23 protein-coding genes are annotated in these 24,401 nt (G+C 65.5%); 13 read left to right on the plus strand and 10 right to left on the minus strand.

The features are described from left to right. Window positions 1–432 precede the first annotated feature (432 nt). The 4 genes from AB6724_RS09765 (at window position 433) to AB6724_RS09780 (ending at window position 4,167) form a co-directional block, all read left to right on the plus strand. On the plus strand, window positions 433–1,392 hold the full coding sequence (locus AB6724_RS09765; protein ID WP_369338332.1) for an MBL fold metallo-hydrolase: 960 nt from the start codon (window positions 433–435) through the stop codon (window positions 1,390–1,392). A 5-nt stretch (window positions 1,393–1,397) separates the two neighbouring features. Then, on the plus strand, window positions 1,398–3,041 hold the full coding sequence (locus AB6724_RS09770) for an FAD-dependent oxidoreductase (RefSeq protein ID WP_369338333.1): 1,644 nt from the start codon (window positions 1,398–1,400) through the stop codon (window positions 3,039–3,041). Next, on the plus strand, window positions 3,038–3,247 hold the full coding sequence (locus AB6724_RS09775) for a DUF2783 domain-containing protein (protein ID WP_369338334.1): 210 nt from the start codon (window positions 3,038–3,040) through the stop codon (window positions 3,245–3,247). Before AB6724_RS09770 ends, AB6724_RS09775 begins: the two co-directional genes overlap by 4 nt. Window positions 3,248–3,390: 143 nt before the next feature. Next, the gene (locus AB6724_RS09780) at window positions 3,391–4,167 is read left to right on the plus strand and encodes a helix-turn-helix transcriptional regulator (RefSeq protein WP_369338335.1); all 777 of its coding nucleotides are present in this window, start codon (window positions 3,391–3,393) and stop codon (window positions 4,165–4,167) included. 36 nt (window positions 4,168–4,203) lie between these two features. Here the strand turns inward: AB6724_RS09780 and AB6724_RS09785 are convergent, their stop codons facing one another. From AB6724_RS09785 to AB6724_RS09800, 4 genes are all read right to left on the minus strand, one after another. Continuing rightward, window positions 4,204–4,866 (minus strand): FMN-binding negative transcriptional regulator, encoded by a 663-nt coding sequence (locus tag AB6724_RS09785; RefSeq protein WP_369338336.1) that lies wholly within the window; start codon window positions 4,864–4,866, stop codon window positions 4,204–4,206. A 116-nt stretch (window positions 4,867–4,982) separates the two neighbouring features. Next, complete coding sequence (locus AB6724_RS09790; RefSeq protein WP_369338337.1) at window positions 4,983–7,067, minus strand: DUF3300 domain-containing protein; 2,085 nt, start codon at window positions 7,065–7,067, stop codon at window positions 4,983–4,985. A gap of 213 nt (window positions 7,068–7,280) precedes the next feature. After that, a complete protein-coding gene (locus tag AB6724_RS09795; protein ID WP_369338338.1) occupies window positions 7,281–8,699 on the minus strand; it encodes a YdgA family protein in 1,419 nt (472 codons plus the stop codon). 317 nt (window positions 8,700–9,016) lie between these two features. Continuing rightward, entirely contained in the window at window positions 9,017–10,834 is a 1,818-nt protein-coding gene (locus tag AB6724_RS09800; protein WP_369338339.1) for a glutamine--tRNA ligase/YqeY domain fusion protein, read from the minus strand. A 200-nt stretch (window positions 10,835–11,034) separates the two neighbouring features. On the opposite strand from AB6724_RS09800, the gene AB6724_RS09805 reads away from it, so the two are divergent. From AB6724_RS09805 to AB6724_RS09825, 5 genes are all read left to right on the plus strand, one after another. Next, window positions 11,035–11,379 carry a hypothetical protein gene (locus AB6724_RS09805; protein ID WP_439329851.1) on the plus strand — a complete coding sequence of 115 codons (345 nt, stop codon included), beginning with the start codon at window positions 11,035–11,037 and terminating at the stop codon, window positions 11,377–11,379. 110 nt (window positions 11,380–11,489) lie between these two features. Continuing rightward, on the plus strand, window positions 11,490–11,933 hold the full coding sequence (gene aroQ / locus AB6724_RS09810) for a type II 3-dehydroquinate dehydratase (protein ID WP_369338340.1): 444 nt from the start codon (window positions 11,490–11,492) through the stop codon (window positions 11,931–11,933). Window positions 11,934–11,983: 50 nt separating this feature from the next. Then, the gene (locus tag AB6724_RS09815; protein WP_439329854.1) at window positions 11,984–12,862 is read left to right on the plus strand and encodes an alpha/beta fold hydrolase; all 879 of its coding nucleotides are present in this window, start codon (window positions 11,984–11,986) and stop codon (window positions 12,860–12,862) included. Then, window positions 12,859–13,263 (plus strand): alternative ribosome rescue aminoacyl-tRNA hydrolase ArfB, encoded by a 405-nt coding sequence (gene arfB / locus AB6724_RS09820; protein ID WP_369338341.1) that lies wholly within the window; start codon window positions 12,859–12,861, stop codon window positions 13,261–13,263. The genes AB6724_RS09815 and arfB overlap by 4 nt, the downstream gene beginning before the upstream one ends. A gap of 118 nt (window positions 13,264–13,381) precedes the next feature. Next, window positions 13,382–14,065: an alpha/beta hydrolase gene (locus tag AB6724_RS09825; RefSeq protein WP_369338342.1), complete on the plus strand. Its 684-nt coding sequence runs from the start codon at window positions 13,382–13,384 to the stop codon at window positions 14,063–14,065. Here the strand turns inward: AB6724_RS09825 and AB6724_RS09830 are convergent. The 3 genes from AB6724_RS09830 to AB6724_RS09840 all read right to left on the minus strand — a co-directional run bounded on the left by AB6724_RS09830 (window position 14,059) and on the right by AB6724_RS09840 (window position 15,741). Beyond that, on the minus strand, window positions 14,059–14,391 hold the full coding sequence (locus AB6724_RS09830) for an SMR family transporter (RefSeq protein WP_369338343.1): 333 nt from the start codon (window positions 14,389–14,391) through the stop codon (window positions 14,059–14,061). The two genes, AB6724_RS09825 and AB6724_RS09830, sit on opposite strands and share 7 nt — an antisense overlap. 286 nt (window positions 14,392–14,677) lie before the next feature. Beyond that, window positions 14,678–15,484, minus strand: coding sequence for a type I methionyl aminopeptidase (gene map, locus AB6724_RS09835; protein ID WP_369338344.1), 807 nt, complete (start codon window positions 15,482–15,484; stop codon window positions 14,678–14,680). Then, window positions 15,481–15,741: a ParD-like family protein gene (locus AB6724_RS09840; RefSeq protein ID WP_369338345.1), complete on the minus strand. Its 261-nt coding sequence runs from the start codon at window positions 15,739–15,741 to the stop codon at window positions 15,481–15,483. The genes map and AB6724_RS09840 overlap by 4 nt, the downstream gene beginning before the upstream one ends. A gap of 382 nt (window positions 15,742–16,123) precedes the next feature. On the opposite strand from AB6724_RS09840, the gene AB6724_RS09845 reads away from it, so the two are divergent. Beyond that, the gene (locus tag AB6724_RS09845) at window positions 16,124–17,497 is read left to right on the plus strand and encodes an NAD(P)/FAD-dependent oxidoreductase (protein WP_369338346.1); all 1,374 of its coding nucleotides are present in this window, start codon (window positions 16,124–16,126) and stop codon (window positions 17,495–17,497) included. A 3-nt stretch (window positions 17,498–17,500) separates the two neighbouring features. Here the strand turns inward: AB6724_RS09845 and AB6724_RS09850 are convergent, their stop codons facing one another. The 3 genes from AB6724_RS09850 to AB6724_RS09860 all read right to left on the minus strand — a co-directional run bounded on the left by AB6724_RS09850 (window position 17,501) and on the right by AB6724_RS09860 (window position 21,826). Further along, complete coding sequence (locus AB6724_RS09850; RefSeq protein WP_369338347.1) at window positions 17,501–19,126, minus strand: phospholipase D family protein; 1,626 nt, start codon at window positions 19,124–19,126, stop codon at window positions 17,501–17,503. 41 nt (window positions 19,127–19,167) lie between these two features. Further along, window positions 19,168–20,778 (minus strand): alkaline phosphatase D family protein, encoded by a 1,611-nt coding sequence (locus AB6724_RS09855; protein ID WP_369338348.1) that lies wholly within the window; start codon window positions 20,776–20,778, stop codon window positions 19,168–19,170. A 70-nt stretch (window positions 20,779–20,848) separates the two neighbouring features. Then, window positions 20,849–21,826, minus strand: coding sequence for an NADPH:quinone oxidoreductase family protein (locus AB6724_RS09860; protein ID WP_369338349.1), 978 nt, complete (start codon window positions 21,824–21,826; stop codon window positions 20,849–20,851). A gap of 115 nt (window positions 21,827–21,941) precedes the next feature. Here AB6724_RS09860 and surE point away from each other — a divergent pair, with 115 nt between their 5' ends. The 3 genes from surE to AB6724_RS09875 are packed head-to-tail and all read left to right on the plus strand — an operon-like array spanning window position 21,942 to window position 24,401. Further along, window positions 21,942–22,721, plus strand: a complete 780-nt coding sequence (gene surE / locus AB6724_RS09865; RefSeq protein ID WP_369338350.1) for a 5'/3'-nucleotidase SurE — start codon at window positions 21,942–21,944, stop codon at window positions 22,719–22,721. Then, window positions 22,667–23,518, plus strand: coding sequence for a protein-L-isoaspartate(D-aspartate) O-methyltransferase (locus tag AB6724_RS09870; RefSeq protein WP_369338488.1), 852 nt, complete (start codon window positions 22,667–22,669; stop codon window positions 23,516–23,518). The genes surE and AB6724_RS09870 overlap by 55 nt, the downstream gene beginning before the upstream one ends. Before the next feature lie 13 nt (window positions 23,519–23,531). Further along, window positions 23,532–24,401 (plus strand): peptidoglycan DD-metalloendopeptidase family protein, encoded by an 870-nt coding sequence (locus AB6724_RS09875; RefSeq protein WP_369338351.1) that lies wholly within the window; start codon window positions 23,532–23,534, stop codon window positions 24,399–24,401.

The raw sequence follows: 24,401 nt of genomic DNA on the forward strand, positions 1-24,401 counted from the left end.
TGGTAGTTCAGTTGGTTAGAATACCGGCCTGTCACGCCGGGGGTCGCGGGTTCGAGTCCCGTCCACTCCGCCAGATTCAGCAAAGCCATCCGCTTACGCGGGTGGCTTTTTTGTTTTTGGCCTGCATGCAGGCCGCTGCCGTGCGGCGAAGAGCGTTTGGAAAGGTCTTGCTTGTTCCCGGCATGGGCCTGATCCGCTCTGGGGTGCATGAAAAAAGACCGTAGGTATATACCCTTGATTTTCCGGGTGCCTTGATGTGCCTCAGAGGGAGAAAAATGATTTGATGGCAGATGTCCATAGGTCTATGGACAGACATCGGTTTGGGGTTTCGCGAGACTGCGCACATATGGCAGACGCAAGAGTTGATGCTATGAACACCATAGCGTTCAGCGGCTTTGGCGTCGATGTGACTTTTTAGGAAACCTACGGATCATGGCAAAGCCTTTTGCATCGTCGGCCGACACGGCTGCAAAGAAAGAAACCCTGGAAGTCCTGGCCGACGGCGTGTATGCGCTCACGGCCGAAGGCGACCCCAATGTGGGCGCCTTCGAGGGCGAGGACTTCATCGTCGCCATCGAGGCGCGCGCCACCCCGGCGGCCGCCCGCGACTGGCTGCAGAAGCTGCGCGAGCACACGCAAAAGCCCGTCAAATACCTGATCCTGACCCACTACCACGCGGTGCGCGTGCTGGGCGCCTCGGCCTTCGAGGCCGAGCACATCGTCGCCAGCGAAACCACGCGCCGGCTCATCGAAGAGCGCGGCCAGCAGGACTGGGACAGCGAATACGGCCGCATGCCGCGCTTGTTCAAGGAGCCCGAAGGCATTCCGGGCCTGACCTGGCCCACCCAGACCTTCGAGAGCCACTACGAAATCGAGCTCGGCGGCAGCCGCGGCAAGCTCGAGCTGCGCTTCGAAGGCCGCGGCCACACGGCCGGCGACATCGTGGTCTGGCACGACAAGACCAAGACCCTGTTTGCGGGCGATCTGGTCGAGGCCGAAGCGGCGCTCTACACCGGCGACGCCTTCCACATGGAATGGGCCGGCAAGACCCTGGACAACCTCAAGCGCTACCGCGCCGAAAACCTGATCGGCGGGCGCGGCGCTGTGGCCAAGGGCACGGCCGCCACCGACGCGGCCATCGAACAGACGCGCGAATTCCTGAGCGGCATGATCGCGAACGTGGGTGCCGTGCACCGGCGCGGCGGCACGCTGAAAGAGGCCTTCGAGGCCACGCATGCGGCGCTGGCACCCAAGTTCGGCCGCTGGCCGATCTTCGAGCACTGCCTGCCGTTCGACGTGCAGCGCCTGTGGGACGAGTTCGACGGCATAGACTGGCCGCGCATCTGGACCGCCGAGCGCGACCAGCAGGTGTGGGCTCAGCTGCAGGGGTGACGAGCATGGCCAATACAGCAAACCTGAGTGCAGGATTGGCCCCGCAGCCCACCACCCATCACCGCGGCATCCCGGTCTGGCGCCAGATAGGCGCCAAGGCCGCGCCCGCGGCGGCCACGGCAGAGCATGTGCCGGTCGTGGTGGTGGGGGCCGGCCCCGTGGGCCTGGCCATGGCGCTGGACCTGGGGCGGCGCGGCCACCGGGTGGTGGTCATCAGCAAGTTCGACTTCATTCCCGGCGGCTCCAAGGCCATCTGCTTTTCCAAGCGCTCGCTGGACATCCTGGACCGCCTGGGCCTGGGCCAGGAGCTGCTGCACAAGGGCGTGACCTGGAATGTGGGCAAGGTGTTCTGGGGCGACCGCGAGGAGCCGGTCTACCAGTTCGACATGCTGCCCGTCAAGGACCAGCAATATCCGGGCTTCATCAATCTGCAGCAGTACTATGTCGAGGAAGCGCTGCTGGCTGCGCTCCAGAGCCTGCCCAATGTGGAGCTGTGCCTGGGCCAGCAGGTCGAGGCCGTGCGCAACCTGCCCGGCCATGCGGAGCTGGAGATACTGGCCGGCGAGACGCGCTACCCGCTGCACACCGACTGGCTGATCGCCTGCGACGGCAGCAAGTCCACGGTGCGCAATCTCATGGGCCTGGACTTCGACGGCCGGGTGTTCGAGGAGAACTTCCTGATCGCCGACATCCGCATGCACGAGGAGCGTCCGGCCGAGCGCTGGTTCTGGTTCGATCCGCCGTTCAACCCCGGCCAGTCGGCGCTCATGCACCGCCAGCCCGACGACGTCTGGCGTCTGGACTTCCAACTGGGCTGGAACATAGACCGCGAGGCCTGCGTCAAGCCCGAGAACGTGGAGCGCTATGTGCGCGCCATGCTGGGCCCGGACGTGCAGTTCACCGAAGAGTGGTACAGCATCTACACCTTCCAGTGCCGGCGCATGAGCCGCTTCGTCCACGGCCGGGTACTGTTTGCGGGCGACAGCGCGCACCTGGTCTCGCCGTTTGGCGCACGCGGCTGCAACGGCGGCTTTGCCGACATCGACAACCTGGGCTGGAAGCTGGATCTGATACTGCGCGGCGAGGCGGGGCAGGCGCTGCTGGAGAGCTATAACGAGGAAGCCATCGCCACGGCCGATGAGAACATCCTCAACTCCACGCGCTCCACGGACTTCCTCACGCCCAAGACCACGGCCAGCAAGGCCTTCCGCGACGCGGTGCTGGAGCTCGCGCAAACCGAGGCCTTCGCGCGGCCTTTTGTGAACTCGGGACGTCTGTCCACGGCCATCCACTATCCGCACAGCCGGCTCAACACGGCCGACGCCCAGCGCTGGGTGGGCGGCGTGGCGCCGGGCTCGCCCGCGGTCGATGCGCCGCTGGCCGGGCACTGGCTGCTGCCGCGCCTGGGCGGCCGCTTTGTGCTGCTGGCCAACGGCTGGACCCAGGACCTGCCCGGCGATGTGGAACTGCTCGACATCGCCGTGCTCGGCGCGCGGGACACGGGCCTGCTCGAGCAGCGCTATGCGCTGGCACCGGGCTGCGGCTATCTGATCCGCCCCGATCACTATGTGGCGGCGCGCTGGCGGGAGCCGGTGGCCGCGGACCAGGTGCAGGCCAGCATGGCACGCGCCAAAGGAGTGCAGCAATGAGTGAGCTGATTCGCAAGCCCAACCTGGACCATGTGGACGATGTGTACCAGCAGCTGCTGCAGATGCACGAAGGTCTGGACGAGGCGCAAAGCCTCAAGGTCTGTGCGCGGCTGATCCTCGCGCTGGCCAATCACATTGGCGATAGCGAGGTGGTGCTGAGCGCCATAGAGCTGGCGCGCGCCAGGCCGGCCCCGGCCGCGGGCTGAAAATGCCTGCCCGGCCGCATGGGATGCCATGGGCCGGGCAGGCGGCGATGCGCTATTCTCTAGCGAATATTCAAAAAGGCCGTGAATAGCGATAAGCGCAGGAGACAGCGTGCATTGCGGCCATCTTCAAAGCGAGACCCGCCATGGCAGCCAGCTCTTCCCCACCGGCCTTCGTCAGCCCCAGCCTGGGGCAGGCGTTGATAGAGGCCGCTGCCACGCCGCATTTTGCCTCGGTGCTGCTGGGCACGGCGCGGCAGTTCGACTGTGTCGACGAGGTGTTTGCCTACCAGGTCGATACCGACAAGGGCGATGTCTGCACCCTGCTGGCCTCGGGCGAGCGCAGAGGCATTGCCGAGCGCACCGGCGAATATGCAAAGCGTTTTCATGCGCGCGACCCGCTGCTCGCGGGCTCCAGGCGCGACAAGGCTTTCGGCTTCAGCCGCCGCGTGCGCGCGGCCGATATCCCTCAGGGCGAATATCGCGAACTGTGCTTCGACCAGCCGGGTTTCCTGGACAAGGTGAGCTTTGGCTGGCAGGAGCCCGGCCGACTCATGGTGCTGAGCTTTTACCGCGGCCTCCATGCCCATGGGGATTCCGCGGGCCAGCTCTGGTCGCTGGGCCAGGTCGCGATGGCGGCGCTGAGCCTGCATGCGCGCAGCGCGGCGCAGCCAGAGCCTCTGCCCACTTCCGTCGAGCGGGATGCCCGGCAGGTGCTGCAGGGGCGCTTGCAGCGCTCGTTCCCCCAGCTGACGGTGCGTGAACGCCAGATCGTGACGCTGACCCTGCTGGGCGACAGCGCGGCCGAGATCGCGAGCGCGCTGGCCATCAAGCCGGCCACGGTGCTGACCTATAGGCAGCGGGCCTATGAGCGCTACCGCTTCAACCGCGCCAGCGATTTCCTGGCCGGTTTGCTGCATTGATGGCTTCAGGGCGGATGGCTGCCGGCGCTGTCTGCCTCAGCGCCCAGGGCTGCCCGGCTCGAACTTCCGGATCTCGCCGGCCATGTCGGCCCGGCCCACAGCATCAAGAGTCTGAGCCAAGGCCAGCCGGTCTTCGGGTTGCTTGTTCTGGCTGAGCTTGAACTTGCCTTCGAGCCGCTCCACCGCGATCTCCAGTCCCACGATGGCGCTCAGTATCTTCTGCAGATAGGGTGGGGCAGCATCGCTCATCTTCCACGCAGCGAACTCGTTGCCGGCCAGTTCGCTGGCACGGGCCTCGTGCCGCCGGGTGAGCCTGCCCACCACGCCGCGCACGAATTTTTCGTCGTCGCGAATGCTGAGGCGACCATGTGCATGGACCACGCGGTAATTCCAGGTCGGCACCTGCTCATGGCTTTGGTGCTTGCTGGGATACCAGTTGGGGGAGATATAGGCCTGCTCGGCACGGAAGACCACCAGCACCGGGCTGCCGTCGGCCAACTGCTGCCAAACTGGGTTGGCGCGTGCCACATGGGCGAGCAGGCGCAGCGGGCCGCCTTCATCCTGCAGCAGCTCGAAAGGCAGGTGGTTGGCATCCAGGCCCGCTTCGGATTGCGTGACCAGACAGCCCAGAGGGTGGGCCTGGATCAGGGCATGCAGGGCGGCGGGGTCGTCGACGTTGAAATGGCTGGGCTTGTACATGCAGGCTGGACAGGACGAGTTGGGAGTGGGGTGCAAGCCTGTTTATACCTTTGCCGCGACAAGAGCCGCCTGCAGGATTTCTGCAGGCGGTTCGGGCCCATTGGGCGGGCCAGGTTTCAGCGGTTCTCGCGCCGGCCCTGCTCTCCATGCGGGCGGGCTTCGGGGTGCGCTGGCGCGGCCTGACGGGCCTGCATCATCTGCATGCGTGCCTGTTGTTCGGCCTGTTGCTGCTGGGCGCGGATCTGGGCTCTTTGCTGTTCCTGCTGCTGCATGGCCTGGCGCTGAGCCTGCTGCTGGGCCGCCTGCTGGGCGGCGCGTTGCTGAGCCTGCATCTGCGCTTGCATCTGTGCCTGCTGTTGGCGCTGCTGCTGTTCGCGCGCCTGGGCCTGCTGCTGCATCAACTGCTGGCGCTGGGCCTGTTCCTGGGCCCTTTGTTGCTGTTGCATCAGTTGCTGGTGCTGGGCTTGCTCCTGAGCCCGTTGCTGCTGTTGCATCTGAGCCTGCTGCTGTTCGCGGGCCTGCTGCTGCATCAGCTGCTGGTGTTGGGCCTGTTCCTGAGCGCGTTGTTGCTGCACCTGGATCTGTTGTTGATGCTGCTGCTGTTCGCGCGCCTGGGTCTGCTGCTGCAGCAGTTGCTGGTGTTGGGCCTGCTCCTGTGCGCGTTGCTGCTGCATCAGCTGCTGGCGCTGAGCCTGTTCCTGGCCCCGCGACTGCTGAGCTTTTTCCATCAGGCCGGCCTGCGCTGCCTGAGGCGGGTGGCCGGGTCCAGCCAGACCAGGCGCGGCCAGCCCAGGCCCGGCCGGGCCGCGCTGCATCAAGGCATTGGGCCCATGGGCCGTGCCCGCGGGCATGGCCGCCAGCCCCCGGTTCTGGGTGACGGGAGCTGCGGGCGACTGGCCCTGAGCAAAGCCCGATCGCCCCTGCGGTACCGCGGTCAAAGGGCTGGGCGTCGGCCGCTGCCCCTGTCCCTGTCCCTGTCCCTGGCTCAAGGCGTGGCGGCCGGCCATCAGCGCCGCTGCACCCACGGCGGCTCCGGCCGCACCTGCGGCCAGGCTACCGGCCTGCGGGCCGTGCGGCGCAGCGAAAGCCCCCGCGGCCTGAGGCTGCATGGGGGGCGCCCCATGCGAGGGCGGGCCGCCGTTTTCATAGACATTGGTCACATTGTCCGTGCGGCGGATGTTCTGCACCACGGTGCGCGACTGCGAGACATAGGTGGTGTTGTTGTAGACCACGGCCGGGCGGGCCTGCGGTGGCGGGGGGCGGTCGCCATGGTGCCAGCGCCTGTCGGGATCGCCCCAGTGCATATTCCATGAATTCCAGCCCCAGGACGGATGCCTGTCCATGGATTCGGCCAGTACGATGCCGGCGCCAAAGCCCAGCAGGCCCGCAACCACGGGCACGCCGGCCACGGCAACCGGGGGCGGCACTTCCACATATTGGTAGCCGTCGTATACGGGCAGCGGCTCACCATAGACCACGCCGGGGTCGTACTGGGGAACATAGACGGTGTCCATCTGGGAGGGTGCAATCTCTATGTATTGCTCGGGTGGCTCGATGACGGACTCGGGCAGCGGCGTGACCATGGCGCCCGGCGTATAGGCCACGGCGCTGGGCGTGGAGGCCACGTTCACCCTGAGCTGCTTGGAGGTCTTGAGCGAGCCGGCCTTGTAGGCCCGGTTGCGCATGACCTGTATGGCATTCATCACGTCCGATGGATCGTTGTAGTAGGCCTTGCCTAGGGCCGTGGTCCAGGGTAGGTTGGACGCCATCTGCTCCAGCACATTGGGAAACTGGGTCAGCGACTTGACAGAGGGGTCCCAGTTCTGGGCGTTGACGGCGTTGGTCAGCGCCGTCTTCTGCAGACCGGGGTTCTGTCCCAGCCAGGTTTCGGCGGCGCCGATCTGGTCGGGGTAGGTGGCACCGGCCAGAATCTGGGCCACCAGCTTGTCGGGGTAGAGCGCAATGGGCGCAACCATCTGGTAGAGCACCTCGGCCGAAGGCGGGGTGTAGGACGCGGGCGGTATTGCCGTGCTGCCCGCGGGATTCACCGGGGCCGCGGAGGGGGCGGCGCTCGTGGCCGGAGTGTCCTTGTCGTTGCAGGCGCTCAGCAGCAAAAGCGCGGCGCAGGTGGTGGCGGCAAGCTGCCAGGGCCTGCCGGCCTGGCGACCAAGGCCTTGCCGGTTGGCGGGGGAATGCGACATCTGACTCTCCTTGGGCTGTAGCCCTCTACTATCTCAACGTCATCATGGACTTGCCGTTGACAGCTGCTTGTAAGCAAAAGAAGAAAGCCAGGCTCGCAGCTTTGATAGCAAAAAGCCCAGGCCATGCCTGGGCTTCGAGCCAAGAGTGCGGGCGATGTTGAGCCGGGTCAGGTTCAGCACGGCCACGCCGCAGGCTGGCCGGTCTGCCGGGGCTTATTCCAGTGCCTCGCCCATCAGAGTGGCCGAGCCCAGCTGGTCCAGCGGCTTGCCATTGACCTGGAATTCGCCGTTGGCATAGACGATCAAGGTGCTGAGCATGCCGCCCTTGTCCTCGAAGACGCCTTGCGCCTTCAGATTGTCCAGGCTGGACTGGGCCTGGGCTTTGGCGGCGGCCTCGACCTCCTCGGCCGGGTAGTCGTTCTCGTCCTCCAGATTGGCGATCAGATTGCGGCGCTTGCGCGACAGCATGAAGCTGTCCAGCACGGGCTGGGGCAACTGGGCCTTGAGGCTGACCTTGACGTCCTTGAGCAGGCGGCTCATGTTCTCGCCGTCGCCCAGGTATTCCACGGCGGCGCCGAATTCGCTCACGCCTTCGGGCGTGCGCATGGACAGGCGCGTGATTTCGATGGAAGGCTTGCGCGCCAGGGCCTGGGCCACGCTCTTGGTCAGTTTGCCGCGCAGGTCGTGGCCCGCGGCGCCATCCTCGCCATCCTCGGCTTCATCGCCGTCCTTGGCTGCATTCAGCGGGCTCTGGCGCTTGGCCATTTCCATGACCTGATTGATCCAGCCTGCATCCACGTTGCGGAAAGCCATGTCCAGTGCCAGATCGTCGGCTTTTTTGTCGTCGAGCTTGGCGCTCTTGATGCCGCTCTTGAAAATCATCTCCACCACATCGCCCTTGAGGACCGTGTCGGAATCCATGCTGATGCCTTCGAAACTGGAGGTCGAGGCTTTATCTTCTTCCTGTTTGCGGGTCTCAAGCTTGGCAATCGTCATCGCAAACGGGCCGGTCCAGAACTGCTGGCCTGCGGGCTGTTTCACGTCAAAGCGCATATTGGCCTTGTCCATGCTGAAACTGCCTTCTTCATCCTTGAACTGCAGGGCCGCAAAATTGGCCGTACCCTTGGCGGCCTTCATATCGGCGGGCATATTCCACTCGATTTTCATGCCGCCCCATTGCATATCGCTGTCATTGACCTTGGCGCTAATCGCGGGCGAAGTCATGACGTTGGAGCTGCTGCGGCCCCAGCCGAGTTTGGTCTCCACTTCCAGAGGCGAGCGGCCATTGAGCGCGGTCTTGATGGCGGCATCGGTATCGTCGGGCAGATTGAAGCGGGTGTGGATCTCGGCCGCATGGCCCAGGGGCAGGGGGCCGTGGCTGATCTGGTGCTCGGCGGTGAACTGCAAGGGCTCGTCCCCCCGCTCCAGCGTCCACACCGTCTTGGCCGTGGAGGAGAACGCGCCGCGCTCATAACTGGTGATCTGCACCTTCAGCCCATCCTGGCTCCATTTGGCAGCTCCCTCGGTAAAGCCCTGCTGCAGTTTGCCACCCATGTAATAACTGGTGCCCAGAGCACCTGCCACTACGACCACGGCTGCCGCCGCAATAACTATACCCACTTTCTTGTTCATTTTTTCCCTAGATGATTGATAAAAATATTTGGAACCGCTGCCTATCGTTGCACGATAGCGGATTGGGTGAGCGGGATTGTAGAAAGAAAAGCTCGAGATTCTCGAGTCACGCAGAAATATATGGGAGTTAACTAGAAGTATCGGGTTCTTCAACCTGGGGAATTGAAAGCCGATACTGGATTTAAATGTATCAATCTGTTTTCTTAATTCTGTTTGCCTATTCGGATTCGGATTAGGTTCGCTGGGGAAGGCTTGCAGCCAATAAAAAAGCTGCCAATGTTTCCATTGGCAGCCTGGGCTAAATGCGTGTGGCGGGCTTATTTACCCCACGAGTCCTTCAGACCGGTGATTTTGTTGAACACGGGCTTGTCGCCCGCATGGTCCTGGCGATCGGCCACGAAATAGCCAAAGCGCTCGAACTGGTATTTGTCATCGGGCTTGGCGGCCTTCAGCGACGGCTCCACATAGGCCGTCACGACCTTCAGGCTGTCGGGGTTCAGCAGGGTCAGGAAGTCCTTGCCGCCGGCATCGGGCTGCGGGTCGCTGAACAGGCGGTCATAGAGGCGCACCTCGGCCTGGAGGCCGTCGGCCACGCCCACCCAGGTGATGGCGGCCTTGACCTTGACGCTGTCGGCGCCGGGCGTGCCGCTCTTGGTGTCGGGCACCACGGTGGCCAGCACCTTGGTGATGTTGCCGTCGGCATCCTTCTCGCAACCCGTGCACTCGATCACATAACCGCCCTTGAGGCGTACCTTGTTGCCGGGGAACAGGCGCTTGTAGCCCTTGGGCGGCACTTCGGCAAAGTCCTCGCGCTCTATCCAGACCTCACGGCCCAGCGTGAAATGGCGCTCGGGCACTGCTTCACCATCGGCGTGGTGGGGCAGGGCCGGCAGAGCGCATTGCTCCAGGTGGTCTGCGCCACCGAAGACCTCGGCCCAATTGGAGAGCTCCAGCTTGAGCGGGTCCAGCACCACCATGGCGCGGTGGGCCTGGTTTTCCAGGTCCTCGCGCAGGCAGCCGTCCAGCGTGCCGTAGTCGATCCAGGCGTAATCCTTGGTCACGCCGATGCGCTCGCAGAAATTGCGGATGGAAGCCGGCGTGTAGCCGCGGCGGCGCAGGCCGACCACGGTGGGCATGCGGGGATCGTCCCAGCCGGCAACGAGCTGGTTGTCCACCAGATGCTTGAGCTTGCGCTTGCTGGTGATCACATAGGTCAGGTTTAGCCGAGAGAACTCGTACTGGCGCGGTTGGGGCGCGTCGATCAGACCGCCAGCGCGCAGATGGTCGAGCAGCCAGTCGTAGAACGGCCGCTGGTCCTCGAACTCCAGTGTGCAGATGGAGTGGGTGATGTGCTCGTACGCGTCCTCGATGGGGTGCGCGAAGGTGTACATCGGGTAGATGCACCACTGGTTGCCGGTGTTGTGGTGCTCGGCATGGCGCACGCGGTAGATGGCCGGGTCGCGCAGGTTGATATTGGGCGCGCTCATGTCGATCTTGGCGCGCAGCACGGCGGCGCCGTCGGCCAGCTTGCCGTCCTTCATGTCGGCAAAGCGCTGCAGGTTCTCGGCCGCCGAGCGGTCGCGGAACGGGCTGTTCACGCCGGGACGGGTGAAGTCGCCACGGTTGGCCTTCATCTCGTCGGCCGACTGCTCGTCCACATAGGCCAGGCCCTGTTCGATCAGGTAGACCGCGCAGCGGTGCATGAAATCGAAGTAATTGCTGGCGAAGTACAGATTCTCGTGCCCGTCGGCATCCTTCCAGTCAAAGCCCAGCCACTTGACGGCATCGATGATGCTGTCCACATATTCCTGGTCTTCCTTTTCCGGATTGGTATCGTCAAAGCGCAGATGGCAGACGCCGCCGAAGTCGCGCGCCAGACCGAAGTTCAGGCAGATGGACTTGGCGTGGCCCACGTGCAGATAACCGTTGGGCTCGGGCGGAAAGCGGGTGCGGATCTTGGCTTCGTCCATCTGGCCGCTCTGGTGGTGCTGGGCGTCGCCGGGATTGCCGCCCCAGTGGCGCTGGGCGTAAGTGCCCTTGTCCAGATCCGATTCGATGATCTGGCGCAGGAAATTGGTGGGCTTGACCGCTTCGGCAGCGGTGTTGGAGTGTTGGGATGCGTCAGCAGAACTCATAGCGCCATTTTAGGCATGCTGCCGTGACCTCGGCGTGCCCGCACATGGTGCCGCAGGCCCGGGTGTGCATTTGGACACAAAGTTTTTGGGGAACCATGCCATCCCAGGCGGTGTCTCAGCCGTTATAACCTTAGGGCCGATAGCTCAGCTGGATCTGACAGCTCTGCCCGTGATGACTCAGAAACAGAGGAGAGATTGTGATGTTCAAGTCAACTTCGCCCCGTATTGCAAAGCTGCTGGCGACCGGCGCCGTGGTCGCGGCCGGCCTGATGGGTGCCGTGGCTGCCCAGGCCCATGGCGGTGTCAGCCTGTCTGTGGGCATTGGCGTGCCGGGTGTGGCCGTGGGGGCTCCCGTGTATGCGGCCCCGTATTACGCACCCGCTCCGGTCTATGTGGCGCCGCCCCGTCCCGTGTATTACGCACCGGCTCCCGTGTATTACGCTCCGCCCGTCTATCGTCCCGCTCCCGTGATGGTGGTTCCGGGCCCGGTCTACTACCGCGGCGGCCCGCGCTGGCACCATCACCATGGATATGGCCGCTGGTAATCCGCGCGCAATCCAGCAACGGCTGCCGAGGCAGCCGTTTTTTTATGGCCGGATTGCGCTTTTGCGGCTCGCATAATCCAGGGTACCCCTAGAACCAGGAGATTCCGTCCGTGAAAACCGTCTACGTCCTCAATGGCCCCAATCTCAATCTGCTGGGCATGCGCGAACCTGCGATCTACGGCTCGGCGACCCTGGAAGATGTGAGAAAACTGTGTGAGGCGGCCTGCGCCAGGCATGGTCTGGCGCTGGAGTTCCGCCAAAGCAACCATGAGGGTGAACTCGTGGACTGGATACATGAGGCCGGCCGCAGGCATGCCCAGGGCGAGCTGGCCGCCCTGATCCTCAACGCCGCCGCCTATACCCATACCAGCGTGGCCATCCTGGATGCGGTCAAGGGCACGGCAGTGCCCATGGTGGAGTTGCATATCAGCAATGTCCATGCACGCGAGAGCTTCCGTCACCACTCCTATCTGTCCGCGGCCGCACGCGCCGTGATGTGCGGCTTTGGCGTGGCAGGCTATGGCTTTGCCATCGACGCGGTGGCGCAGTGGTGATTGCCGGCGATGCGCCGCTGTCTCTGAGGTATGCGGCCAGGGAGCAGGGCCTGGCTTTGCCGAGCTCCATGGCCGAGCTGCTGGGCCGCGCCCAGCGGGTGCAGACCCGTCTGGGTCCGGCTGCGGATAGCGCCTCCATGGTCTGGCATGGCTGGCAGCCGCCGCCCGGCGTGGTTCGGCGGGATCTGCCGCTGGTGCTGCTGCATGGCGGCAGCGGCAGCTGGACGCACTGGCTGCGCGTGATCGAACCCCTGGCCAGCGCCGGTTTCAGCCTTTGGCTCGCCGATCTGCCGGGCTTTGGCGAGTCCGCCGCCGTGCCCGGCGGCACGGATGTGGATACCATGCTGGAGCCTCTGGCCTATGGCTTGGAGCAACTGCTGGGCAGCGCCGCAGCCGGACCGGTATGCGATCTGGCGGGTTTTTCCTTTGGCGGCATGGCGGCGGGCCTGCTGGCCGCCGCCCGTCCGGAGCTGGCGCGCCGCCTGCTGCTGGTCGGTGCCCCGGGCATGGGCATGACCGCGGGGCGCGCGGTGCGCCTCAAGGGCTGGCGCCACCTGCCCGGGCTTGAGGCGCAGATGCAGGCTCATCGCTACAACCTCGCGGCCCTCATGCTGCACGACCCGAAGCTGATCGACGAGGAAACGCTGGCGCTGCACGCCATCAATGTGGCGCGAGACCGCCTGCCGCGCAGGCGGTTGTCGCAGACCGATATCCTGGCCCAGGCCCTGACCCGGGTGAAGGCGCCGGTAGCCGCGATCTATGGTGCACATGATCCGCTCTACACCGGCCGGCTGGCCGAACTGCAGACGCTGCTGCAGCGTCAATGCCATGGCCGTCTGCACTGGCAGGTGATAGAGGGCGCGGGCCATTGGGTGCAGCACGAAGACCCGGGCGCATTCTGCGCGGCGCTGCAGCAGGCCTGGCCATGACGACAGCGCTTGAATTGACCGAGGCCGACGTGCAATGGACCGCGGTTCGCTCCCAGGGGCCAGGCGGCCAGAACGTGAACAAAGTGGCCAGCGCCGTGCATCTGCGCTTCGATATCCGGGCCTCGCGTCTGCCCGAGGAAGTGCAGCAACGCCTGCTGGCGCTGGGCGATTCGCGCATCACCGCGGACGGCGTGGTGGTCATCAAGGCGCAGAAGTACCGCACGCAGGAGCACAACCTCTGGGATGGCTTGCAGCGCCTCAACGCGCTGGTCGCTTCCGTGGCTCGGCCGCCGCGCCCGCGCAAGGCCACCAAGCCCACCTGGGGTTCCCAGCAAAGACGCTTGAAGGGCAAGAGCGTGCGCTCCGATGTCAAGGCCTTGCGCGCCAGGGTCAGGGACTGAGGCGACGCCCGGGCCTGTGCTCGAGCTCTAATGGAATTGATAGCGTCAAGCGCTTGACGTAAAAGCGTTCTAGACTGGAAGCATCGAGATTCCGCAGATTCAGCATTCGGAGTGTTTCATGATCTCTTTGCCTTTGACTTTTCTCGCGCGTCCCGCCCGGCCTGCAGCCGGGCAGGAGGCCTGGCTGCTGGTGTTGATGCATGGCGTGGGCAGCAATGAGCAGGATCTGTTCGGCCTGGCGCCCCATGTGCCGCCGCAGTTCCATGTGCTGAGCCTGCGCGCGCCCTTCACCATGGGGCATGGCGCCTACGCCTGGTTCCAGTTCACGGTGGAGGCGGACGGCACGCGCCATATCAACGTCCCCCAGGAGGAGCAGGCGCGCGCCCTGGTCCAGCAGAGCGTGGCCAGCGCCGCGCGGCAGCTGGGCATTCCGGCCGAGCGCGTGGTGCTCGGCGGCTTCAGCCAGGGCGGCATCATGAGCCTGAGCCAGTTGCTGACCCAGCCGCAGAGCCTGCGCGCGGCCTTGGTCTGGCACAGCCGCCTGCTGCCCGAAATCGCCGCGCTCCATGCACCTGCATCGGCTTTTGCGGGCAAGGCCGCCTGGATCAGCCACGGCACTTACGACAATGTGATTCCGCTGACCAGCGCCCATGCGGTGCGCGACAGGCTGCGGGCGCTGCCGCTGCAGCTGACCTATCACGAGTATCCGGGCGCGCATGAGATCCGGCCCGAGGAACTGCGCGCCAGCATGCGCTGGCTGGAGGATTTGACGCTGCCGGCCGCGGACGGGACCTATCAGTGACCTGCGGTCTTTGAGAACAGATTGATCACCAGCACGCCCGCAATGATCAGTCCCATGCCGATGACGGCGGCCCAGTCCAGCTTCTGGCCCTGCCAGAAATAGGCCACTGCGGAGACCAGCACGATGCCCACGCCCGACCAGATGGCATAGGCCACGCCCGTGGGGATGGTGCGCAGCGTGAGTGACAGGAAGTAAAACGCCACCGTATAACCGGCAATGGCGATTGCCGTGGGCGCCAGCCGCGTAAAGCCCGCGGCCTTGGCGAGAAAGGAAGTGGCGATGACCTCGGCCACGATGGCCAGGCCCAGATATACAAAATTCGTCATGGCAGGCAAATGTAGTGCGGCGGCGCGGGCAGGTCTGCATGCGCTTCCCAAACCCTTGCGGGACCGTGGCCTGTCGCTTGCCAAGGCCGGATCAGCTGGCGCACATTGGACCTGGGTTCCGCTTCCATGGAGGACGCTTCGATGCCGCAGTTGAGCGCACGGCCGCCCGGTGTTCCCGAGCCCGTGGATGAGCCGCAGGATGTACCGCCGGGCGAGGTTCCGCCCCAGCCCCAGGATATGCCGCCGAATATCTAGCGGCGGCGCTGTGTCCAGGCTGCTTGAGAGGCTAGATGGCCGGGTATTCGCCCGTGCCTTCGGGCCAGGGCGTCAGCACCTCGAAGCCGGTCTCGGTCACCAGCACCATATGTTCCCATTGAGCGGAGAGCGACTTGTCGTTGGTGATCACGGTCCAGCCGTCCGGCAGTTCGCGCGTGGCGGCCTTGCCCGCATTGAGCATGGGCTCGATGGTGAAGATCATGCCGGGCTGCAGCAGCAGGCCCTGGCCGGGCGTGCCGTAGTGCAGCACCTGGGGCTCGTCGTGGTAGACCTTGCCTATGCCGTGGCCACAGTATTCGCGCACCACGGAAAAGCGCTCGCGCTGGGCCACGCTCTGAATCGCATGGCCCACATCGCCCAAGGTGGCGCCGGGCTTCACGGCGTGGATGCCGGCCACCATGGCTTCATAGGTGGTGTTGGTCAGGCGCCTGGCCAGATTGCTGGGCTGGCCCACGTAGTACATGCGACTGGTGTCGCCTATCCAGCCCTCGGGCGTGGTCACGGCCACGTCCACGTTGACGATGTCGCCGTCCTTGAGGATTTGCTTGGCATCGGGGATGCCGTGGCAGACCACATGGTTGATGGAGGTGCACACGGTCTTGGGAAAACCGTAGTAGCCCACATTGGTCGGCGTGCATTTCAGCTCGTCGACGATGTAGTCGTGGCACAGCTGGTCCAGATGCTCGGTGCTCACGCCGGGCTGGACATGCGGGGTGAGCATGGCCAGCACCTTGGCCGCCAGGCTGCCGGCCTTGCGCGAGAGAAAGATGTCGCTGGCGTCGTGGATGGGCACGGCCTTCTGCTTGCCGCGCTTCATTGCAGACCTCCGACCAGGCGTACGGGGCGTGGGCGACGCAAGGTCTCGGCCTCCTGGCTGGCGGCGGGCTGCAGCTCGCGCTCCGCCTCCTTGAGCAGCAGGGCGCAGATGTCTGCGTAATTGAGTTGCGGGTGATGTTCGGCCAACTGGCCCACACGCAGCCAGTGCTCGGCCTGGGCGTTGATGGAGCGGCCCAGGGCCGCGCTGGAGAGCCGGATCTGGTCATGCAGCCGGTCTGAAATTTTGACGATTCCCATGGGCACGCATCATACTTCGGTATACGTTTCGTATATTGACAAACGCCAATTGCAGTATTTAAGGCACGGATTTCGCCCCGGCTGACACAAGGCCGCGCCGGTCACTGCCGATTTGAGGTTGGCAATCTGCAAGCTGCTAGCGAATCTGATAGCGCAACCCGCTTGCAGCCCAATGGCTCTGGCCGGATGGGAGTAGAGCCGGCCAAGCAGCGAGGCGCGCCGCGGGCGTCGAGGCTGCTAAGTCTTATAAAAGATATATATCAGGTGTTTTATCTATGTCCCTATTGAGTTTCTTGCTATCAAAGTTGAAAAACAATGGGTGAGCCAGGCGGCGATGGGCCGCGCTGGCGTTGAATCAAGGCAGATACAGGCAGGGATGTGCATGGAAAACGCAGGCAATCAGACGGAGCAGGGCAGAGCGCAGGTGCAGAACACGGAGGGCGCAGCGCCCATGGTCAAACCTCAGGGAGGCCACGCGGCACGCATCGTGGTGGTGGGCGGCGGCGTGGCCGGGCTGGAGGTGGCAACGGCTCTGGGCAAGCTCAAGAGCGACGGCATAGAGACCGTGACGCTGGTGGACAGCGATTCGGCCCATGTCTGGAAGCCCATGCTGCATACGATTGCGGCCGGCACGCGGGACCTGGCCCAGCAGCAGACCACCTATCTGGCCCAGGCCACGGATGCCGACTTCGCCTACCAGCCCGGAGAGATGTGCGGCCTGGACCGCGAGGCGCGCGAGATACTGTTGGCCCCTATCCACGCCCCCGATGGCCGCGAGCTGGTCGCGGGCCGCCGCCTGCCCTATGACAAGCTGGTCATTGCCGTGGGCAGCGGGGCCAACGACTTCGGCACGCCCGGCGTGCATGAACACTGCTTCATGATCGACTCGCGGCGCAAGGCCGATGCCTTCAACCAGGAGATTCGCCTGAGCATGGTGCGCTGCATGACCAGCGGCGAGCAGCTGCAGGTCGCGATCGTGGGCGGCGGAGCCACGGGCGTGGAACTGGCGGCCGAGCTGGTCCAGCTTGCCGAAAGTGCCCATGCTTATGGGGCGCTGGGCGAGGCTGCCAAGTTCCGCATCGTGCTGATCGAGGCCGGGCCGCGCCTGCTGCCCAGCTTTCCCGAGGAAATCTCGGAGGCCACCAGGGTGCGGCTGCAGGCGCTGGGCGTGTCGGTCATAGTGGGCGGGCGTGTCAGCCGCGCCACCGAGCAGGGCTTTGAGCTGGCCAATGGCGAACTGATTTCCGCCAGCTTGCGCGTCTGGGCCGCTGGAGTACAGGCGCCGGGGTTTCTGACGCAGCTGGGTCTGCAGACCACGCGCAACAACCAGCTGCTGGTCAATGACGAGCTGCAGACCAGTGATCCCGACATCTATGCGCTGGGCGACTGCGCCAGCTATACCTTGCCGGGCCAGGATGCGCCCCTGCCGCCCACGGCCCAGGTCGCCCACCAGCAGGCGCGCTATCTGATCGAGACCCTGCCTCATGTGCTGGAGCGGCCCGGCGCCAAAGCCGTGGGCTTTGCTTACCGCGACTTCGGCGCGCTGGTGTCCCTGGCCCACTATGACGCCTATGGCTCGCTGGGCAAATTCGGCCTGTTCAACGGCGGCCTGATCCGCGGCCGCATGGCCATGCTTAGCCACATCATGCTCTACCGCTCGCACCAGGCGCGGCTCTATGGCTTCTGGCGCGGCGGGCTGCTGTGGCTGATCGATCTGATGAATGCGCGGCTGCGGCCTTCGATCCGGCTGGACTGAGGTTCAGAGCAGACCTTCTATCGGCAGCCAGCTCAGAATCCGCACCATGGCGCGCTTGAACCAGCCGGTGCCGGGGTCGGCGCCATAGCTCTGCGACTGGCCGGGCCGGTCGGGGTCGCTGCCCGTCCAGTTCAGCCGGCCGTCCGCATCCAGCCCCAGCTTGTAGGCCATCATGGGCAGGTAGCGGTCCAGCGACCCGGAGACCTGCTGCGCGAGGCCCGGGTGCTGGATGATCAGTCCCTGCTCGGTATTGAGCCTGGCCGAGCGCGGGTCGAAATTGAAGGAGCCGACGAACAGCCGCTGCCCGTCCACGGCAAAGGTCTTGGCGTGCAGGCTGGCGCCGGAACTGCCCGCCGCACCCTTGCCGCCTTTCAGGGCCGCGGGCGAGGGCGGTTCGGCCTGCGCTTCGGAACCGGGCCGCAGATCAATCTGGCGGCGCATTTCGTAGAGTTCGACCCCCAGCGCAAGCAGGGGGCGGCGATATTTTTCGTAGCCCGCATGCACGGCGGCCACGTCCGTGGCTTCCAGGCTGTTGGTCAGGATGCGGACCCGCACGCCCTGGGCCCGCAGGCGGCCGAAGTCGTCCACGCCGGCCTGGGTGGGTACGAAATAGGGCGAGATCAGGTCCAGGAAGTGGGCAGGCTCGCCGATCACGGGTTGCAGCTGCGACACCAGCAGATCCTCTTTGGCGGCCGCGTTCAAGACCTTGGCCGGATCGTCGCTGATCAGGGTGGTCGGCGCCCATTCCAGGGGCAGGCGAGCCGAGAGCAGGTCCTGGCCGAAGCGGCTTTGCTGCAGGGCCTGGACATAGGCCTGGGCCTCGGGGCGCAGCGTATCGGCCTGCAGGCCCGCGTAGGTCTTGCGCACCGCCTGGTCGGGCATGGCGGGCAGCAGGCTGGTCGCCGGGTAGGCCGAGGGGCTGCTCCAGTAGCGATCGAAATCGCGGCCTATGTCCGGCACCACGCTGCCGACGGCGACCACGTCCAGATCGGCAAACAGCACGCCGTCGGTCGCGGCAAAGTATTCGTCGCCGATATTGCGGCCGCCGACGATGGAGGCCAGGTTGTCCGCCGTAAAGCCCTTGTTGTGCATGCGCCGCTGGGTGCGCGAGAACTCGGTCAGATAGCCCAGGTGTTTGGGCGTGCGCCACGCAAACGGGTTGAAGAGACGCACCTCTATCTGCGGGTGCTGGTCCAGTGCGGCCAGCAGCGCATCCATGCCCGAGGTGCCGCCGTCATCGAGCAGCAGGCGCACGCGCACGCCGCGGTTGGCCGCCAGCAATATCTCGTTGAGCAGCAGATGGCCGGTGATGTCGTCGCGCCAGATGTAGTACTGCACATCCAGCGTGCGCTGCGCGGCACGCGCCAGCAGGGCACGCGCGACGAATGCATCGTGGGCATCGGCCAGCGGATGGATGCCGCTCAGCCCCGGGTGTTCCCGTTGCAGCGGCGCCAGGGCCTGGCCCAGCATCGTCTGGGCAGCGGCTTCCGCGCTCAGCGCCTGGGACGGCGTGCGCTCCGGCATGACGGGCAGGCTGCAGCCCGCGAGCAGGCCGCTGAGCGCCAGACCGGCAAGGAGCCGGCGCGCCGAAAAAGCGGGGAGCAGGAGTTGGGCGATGCAGGACGGCATGGGGTGAGTATGCGGCCTTGGCCGGCAATGAGGCCGGCGGGTCAGCCTATGCGTACCGGGCCGGGCCGGCGGTCCTCCACCGCAAAGCGCGCTAGCGTGTAGAGGCCGCTGTCAGAGCGCAGCGGGTCGGCCACGGCGCGCAGCTCCGTGGTCATGGATTGGGGTGTGATCTCCACCAGGCTGTAGCCGCGTTCCTCGCAGCGTGCAAAAAGCACCTGCGGGTTGCGCGCCGCAATGGCGTCGACCTTGGCCTGGGTGGTGCCGCTGTGCGAGCTGATGGAGGTGCCGCAGAATTCGCTGGCGATGACCGGATTGGTTTTGTCCGGGGCCTGATCGGCCTGGGCCGGAATGGCGCAGACATAGTTCTGATGAATGTCTCCGCCCAGCAGCACGCTGTTGCGCGGCTGGGTTTCCGCGATCTGGCGCACCAGGCGCTGGCGGGCCTCGGGGTAGCCGTCCCAGCTGTCGGTGGCCTGTTTGCCGCTGGGGTAGCGGCGGGACGAGAACAAGGTGGTCTGGGCCAGCACGCTCCACAGCGGCGCAGCGCTGGCACTGCCCGCATCGGCCTGCAATTGCCGGGCCAGCCAGCGCTCCTGATCCCAGCCCAGAAAGCTGCGGGCCGGGTCGTGCAACGCGGGGCATTCCTGAGGCTCTACCGAACCCGTGCTGGCCTTGCCCGGGGGGCGGCAGGCCTGGAGGTCGCGGAACTGGCGGCCGTCGAGCAGGTGCAGGCGCGCGAGCCGGCCCCATTGCAGGCTGCGGTACAGCGACAGCCCCTGAAAGCTGCGCTGCAGCGCATTGGCGCGCAGCGGCAGGTTTTCGTAGAACGCCTGCCAGGCCGCCATGCGCCGGGCCAGAAAGCGGGTTTCATCCCCTTGACCCTGCTGGCCTGCATAGTCGTTCTCGACCTCGTGGTCGTCCCAGATCAGCGACCAGTTGCAGGCGGCGTGCGCGTCCTGCAGATGGCTATCGCTCTTGTGCAGCGCGTAGCGGTCGCGGTAGTCCTGCAGGCTGCGTGCCGTGCGCAGCGGCTGGGCGCGGGCCAGTCCCTCGGCCCTGGCGGGCTGGGCATATTCATAGATGTAGTCGCCAAGGAACAGCACCAGATCCGGAGCGGCCTGCGCAGCGTCGGCCCAGGCGGTGTAGAAGCCATGCTCCCAGCGCTGGCAGGAGGCAAAGGCCAGGCGCAGCCTGCGCACATCGGCGCCGGGCGCCGGTGCCGTGCGGCAGTGCCCCGTGGCGCTGAAGGCATCGCCGCAGCGAAAGCGGTAGAAATACCAGCGATTCGGCGCCAGGCCGTTGACCTGGATGTGCAGCGCATGCCCCCACTCGGCCTGGGCCGTAGCCTGGCCTTGGGCAACCGGTTGGCGAAACCGGGCGTCGTGGGCCACCTCCCAGTGCACGCTCTGAGGGGGGAGTTCGGGCGCCATGTCGCCGCCCAGGTAGTCGAGCGGTGCGGTCAGCCGGGTCCAGATCAGGATGTTGTCGGGCTCCGGATCGCCGCTGGCGACACCCAGGGTGAAGGGGTTGTGCTGCAGCGAGTCGCCCGCACGCGCCCAGGCCGGAAGCGCGCCCATGGCCGTGGCAAGGCCGGAGGCCAGCAGGAAGCGGCGGCGTTCCGGAGTGGGAGGGATGAGATGGGGGTGCTGCATGGCGGTGCTGGTCCGATGATCGGCAGCAGTATGGACCAGCACCGCGGCCCTCGCCACGGTTTGCTCCGCTTTATTCGTTGACCAGCACCAGCTTGCCCTGTACCTGGCGCGAGCCCATGCGCGCATAGGCTGCAAACAGCTCGCTCATGGGCATGGTGCGGTTGATCACGGGTTTGATCCTGCCCTGGCCATACCATTGCGCGAGCTCCTGCATCATGGCCGTGTTGTGCTGCGGCTCGCGCTTGGCAAAATCGCCCCAGAACACGCCGACCAGGGAGGCTCCCTTGAGCAGGGGCAGGTTCAGCGGCAGCGAGGGAATGGGCCCCGAGGCAAAGCCTATGACCAGATAGCGTCCGCGCCAGGCAATGGAGCGGAAGGCCGGCTCGGCAAAGTCGCCGCCCACGGGGTCGTAGATCACATCGGGGCCCTTGCCGTCGGTGGCGGCCTTGATGGCCTCGCGCAGATCGCCCTGGCTGTAGTTGATGGTGGCATCCGCGCCCTGGGCCTTGCACAGCGCGCATTTCTCCTCCGTGGAGGCCGCGGCAATCACGCGGGCGCCGGCTGCCTTGGCGATCTGTATGGCCGCCGTGCCCACGCCGCCGGCCGCGCCCAGCACCAGCACGGTCTCACCGGCCTTGAGCTGGCCTCTGTCGAGCAGCGCGTGGTGCGAGGTGGCATAGGTCATGATGAAAGCCGCCGCATCCACGAAGGGAAAGCCTGCGGGCAAGGGCATGCACAGCGCGGCCGGCGCCAGGGTATGCGTGGCAAAGCCGCCGGTGCCCGACAGACAGGCCACATGCTGGCCGACCTGGAGCTGCTTGACGCCCTCGCCCACGGCCCGGACCACGCCCGCGTATTCCGAACCCGGCACAAAGGGCAGGGGCGGCTTGATCTGGTATTTGTTCTGCACGATCAGCAGATCCGGAAAGTTCAGGCTCGCGGCTTTTACCTCCAGCAGCACCTGGCCGGGGCCGGGGCTGGGTGTGGGCAGCTCTGTCCAGTTCAGGGTTTCGACGCCGGTGGGGGTGGTGCAAAGCCAAGCGTGCATAAGCGGTCTCCTGATGTCTTGTGAATGCGGAATGCGGCGGCTGATGATAGAAGTGTGGTGCGAATGCCGCGTGTCTCTCCTGCGACCTGGGAGCCGCCTACAATCCGCAGCATCCATGAAGATTCTTATTTGCAATGACGACGGCTTTCAGGCTCCGGGCATCGTGGCTCTGCACGATGCGCTGCGCACTGTGGCGGACGTCGAGGTGGTGGCGCCCGAGCACAACAACAGCGCCAAGTCGAACGCGCTGACGCTCAATGCACCGCTGTATGTGCATCAGGCCTATAACGGCTTTCGCTATGTGAACGGCACGCCGGCCGACTGCGTGCATATCGCTCTGACCGGTCTGCTCGGCTACCGGCCCGATCTGGTGGTGTCCGGCATCAACAACGGCGCCAATATGGGCGACGACACGATTTACTCGGGCACCGTGGGCGCAGCCATGGAAGGCTATCTGTTCGGCATTCCGTCCATCGCTTTTTCGCAGGTGGACAAGGGCTGGGCCGAGCTCGAGGCCGCCGCCACCACGGCCCGCCAGATGGTGCAGGACATGATTGCCCAGCAACTGATAGGCACGGCCCCCTGGCTGCTGAATGTGAACATTCCCAATATGCCGCTGAGCGCGCTCAAGGGCGTCAAGCTCTGCCGGCTGGGGCGTCGCCATGCGGCCGAGCAGGCGATCGTCCAGCAAAGTCCGCGTGGCGAGACCATGTACTGGATAGGCAGCGCGGGCGCGGCCAAGGACGATTCCGAAGGCACGGATTTCCATGCCACGGCCCATGGCCATGTGTCCATGACGCCGTTGAAGGTCGACCTGACCGACCACGACAACCTGGGTTACTGGGCGCAGACGGCCGGCAAGCTGTCGGGCGCGGCGCAGGCGGTGGCACCGTGAGCGAGCGTCGCTCACCGCAGGTGCCGGGATGGATTGCGCGTTCGGTGCAATCCCAGACCTCGGCCGCCCGTCCCTCGACCCCTCGGGTTCCCGGTGTGCCCAAGGCCCTCGGCGCGCCGCGCGTGGCGGCCTCGCCGGTGGGCGTGGGGCTGGATTCGTCCACGGTGCGCGCGCGCATGGTCCAGCGCATCGCCGCGGCAGGCGTAGCCAACCCCCAGGTGCTGCAGGCCATGGCCACGGTGGAGCGCCACCGCTTTGTGGACAGCGCCCTGGTCAACCAGGCCTATGAAGACAACAGCCTGCCCATAGGTCTGGGGCAGACCATCTCCAAGCCCAGCGTGGTGGCGCGCATGGTGGAGCTGCTGCTCGATTCCGAGGCTGCCAAGGCCGGCCTGAGGCGGGTGCTGGAGATAGGCACGGGCTGTGGCTACCAGGTCGCCGTGCTGGCCATGGTGGCCAAAGAGGTGTATTCGATAGAGCGTCTGCGCGGCCTGCACGAAAAAGCCCGCGGCAATCTGCGCCCCTTGCGCCTGCCCAATGTGCATCTGATTCTCGGGGACGGCATGGCGGGGTTTGCCGGCGGCGCACCCTATGCGGGCATTATTTCGGCCGCCGGCGGCGACAACGTGCCACAGGCCTGGTGCGACCAGCTTGCCGTGGGTGGGCGCCTTGTCGCGCCGGTGGTGGTGGCTGCAGGTAAGCAGGCACTGCTGGTGATTGACAAGAGTTCACACGGTTTTAAACAGACAGTTTTGGAAGCGGTGAACTTTGTCCCTCTAAAATCGGGAATCGCCTAGAAGGGAATAGCTTATGTTGGTATCGCGAAGTCTTGGTGCTTGGGGAACGGTTGTGCTGGCGGGTGTGATCCTGACCGGTTGCTCGACCCAGGCAAACAGGGCTCCTGTGGAGGATCGCGGACAGTCGGCCTCCTCGTCTTCCAGTATGGACAGCAAGCCGCTGCCCGGTGCAGAAAATGCGGGCAAGCCTGGTTACTACACCATCAAGCCCGGCGACACTCTGATCAGGATTGGTCTGGAGAGCGGCCAGAGCTGGAAAGACATTGCTCGTTGGAACAATCTTGACAACCCGAACGTGATCGAGGTCGGCCAGGTGGTGCGCGTGGTGCCGCCGGGTCGCGAGTCCTCCGCTGCGGCTGCTCCGAGCAGCTCGGGCCGCGGCGTGGCTCCCGTGGTCGTGGGCAGCGGCTCTGGCGCCGGCTCCAGCTCCAGCACCTCAGGTGCCAGCGCCTCGAGCGCCAGCGCTGCGGCCACGCCCGCACCGGTCAACACCGCGCCAGCCGCCAAGGGCGCTGACGATGTGGACTTCATCTGGCCCGCCCATGGAACGCTGATCGCGGGCTTCGACGATTCGCGCAACAAGGGCTACGACATCGGCGGCAAAGCCGGCGATCCCGTGGTGGCCGCCGCCGATGGGCGTGTGGTGTATGCGGGTGCGGGTCTGCGCGGCTACGGCAACCTGATCATCCTCAAGCACAACAACACCTATCTGACGGCCTATGCCCACAACCAGTCGCTGCTGGTCAAGGAAGACCAGACGGTGAAGAAGGGCCAGAAGATCGCCGAAATGGGCAGCACCGACGCCGACCGCGTCAAGCTGCACTTCGAGGTGCGTCGCCAGGGCAAGCCTGTCGACCCCTCCCGCTATCTGCCGGCACGCTAA

The sequence above is a fragment of the Comamonas guangdongensis genome, from assembly GCF_041079535.1.
GTDB classification, from domain to species: Bacteria; Pseudomonadota; Gammaproteobacteria; order Burkholderiales; family Burkholderiaceae_C; genus Comamonas; species Comamonas guangdongensis.

Coding starts and splice junctions, on each gene's coding strand:
- AB6724_RS09765 (WP_369338332.1), top strand. CDS start 433: ATGGCAAAGCCTTTTGCATCGTCGGCCGACACGGCTGCAAAGAAAGAA.
- AB6724_RS09770 (WP_369338333.1), top strand. CDS start 1,398: ATGGCCAATACAGCAAACCTGAGTGCAGGATTGGCCCCGCAGCCCACC.
- AB6724_RS09775 (WP_369338334.1), top strand. CDS start 3,038: ATGAGTGAGCTGATTCGCAAGCCCAACCTGGACCATGTGGACGATGTG.
- AB6724_RS09780 (WP_369338335.1), top strand. CDS start 3,391: ATGGCAGCCAGCTCTTCCCCACCGGCCTTCGTCAGCCCCAGCCTGGGG.
- AB6724_RS09785 (WP_369338336.1), bottom strand. CDS start 4,866: ATGTACAAGCCCAGCCATTTCAACGTCGACGACCCCGCCGCCCTGCAT.
- AB6724_RS09790 (WP_369338337.1), bottom strand. CDS start 7,067: ATGTCGCATTCCCCCGCCAACCGGCAAGGCCTTGGTCGCCAGGCCGGC.
- AB6724_RS09795 (WP_369338338.1), bottom strand. CDS start 8,699: ATGAACAAGAAAGTGGGTATAGTTATTGCGGCGGCAGCCGTGGTCGTA.
- AB6724_RS09800 (WP_369338339.1), bottom strand. CDS start 10,834: ATGAGTTCTGCTGACGCATCCCAACACTCCAACACCGCTGCCGAAGCG.
- AB6724_RS09805 (WP_439329851.1), top strand. CDS start 11,035: ATGTTCAAGTCAACTTCGCCCCGTATTGCAAAGCTGCTGGCGACCGGC.
- arfB (WP_369338341.1), top strand. CDS start 12,859: ATGACGACAGCGCTTGAATTGACCGAGGCCGACGTGCAATGGACCGCG.
- AB6724_RS09825 (WP_369338342.1), top strand. CDS start 13,382: ATGATCTCTTTGCCTTTGACTTTTCTCGCGCGTCCCGCCCGGCCTGCA.
- AB6724_RS09830 (WP_369338343.1), bottom strand. CDS start 14,391: ATGACGAATTTTGTATATCTGGGCCTGGCCATCGTGGCCGAGGTCATC.
- map (WP_369338344.1), bottom strand. CDS start 15,484: ATGAAGCGCGGCAAGCAGAAGGCCGTGCCCATCCACGACGCCAGCGAC.
- AB6724_RS09840 (WP_369338345.1), bottom strand. CDS start 15,741: ATGGGAATCGTCAAAATTTCAGACCGGCTGCATGACCAGATCCGGCTC.
- AB6724_RS09845 (WP_369338346.1), top strand. CDS start 16,124: ATGGAAAACGCAGGCAATCAGACGGAGCAGGGCAGAGCGCAGGTGCAG.
- AB6724_RS09850 (WP_369338347.1), bottom strand. CDS start 19,126: ATGCCGTCCTGCATCGCCCAACTCCTGCTCCCCGCTTTTTCGGCGCGC.
- AB6724_RS09855 (WP_369338348.1), bottom strand. CDS start 20,778: ATGCAGCACCCCCATCTCATCCCTCCCACTCCGGAACGCCGCCGCTTC.
- AB6724_RS09860 (WP_369338349.1), bottom strand. CDS start 21,826: ATGCACGCTTGGCTTTGCACCACCCCCACCGGCGTCGAAACCCTGAAC.
- surE (WP_369338350.1), top strand. CDS start 21,942: ATGAAGATTCTTATTTGCAATGACGACGGCTTTCAGGCTCCGGGCATC.
- AB6724_RS09875 (WP_369338351.1), top strand. CDS start 23,532: ATGTTGGTATCGCGAAGTCTTGGTGCTTGGGGAACGGTTGTGCTGGCG.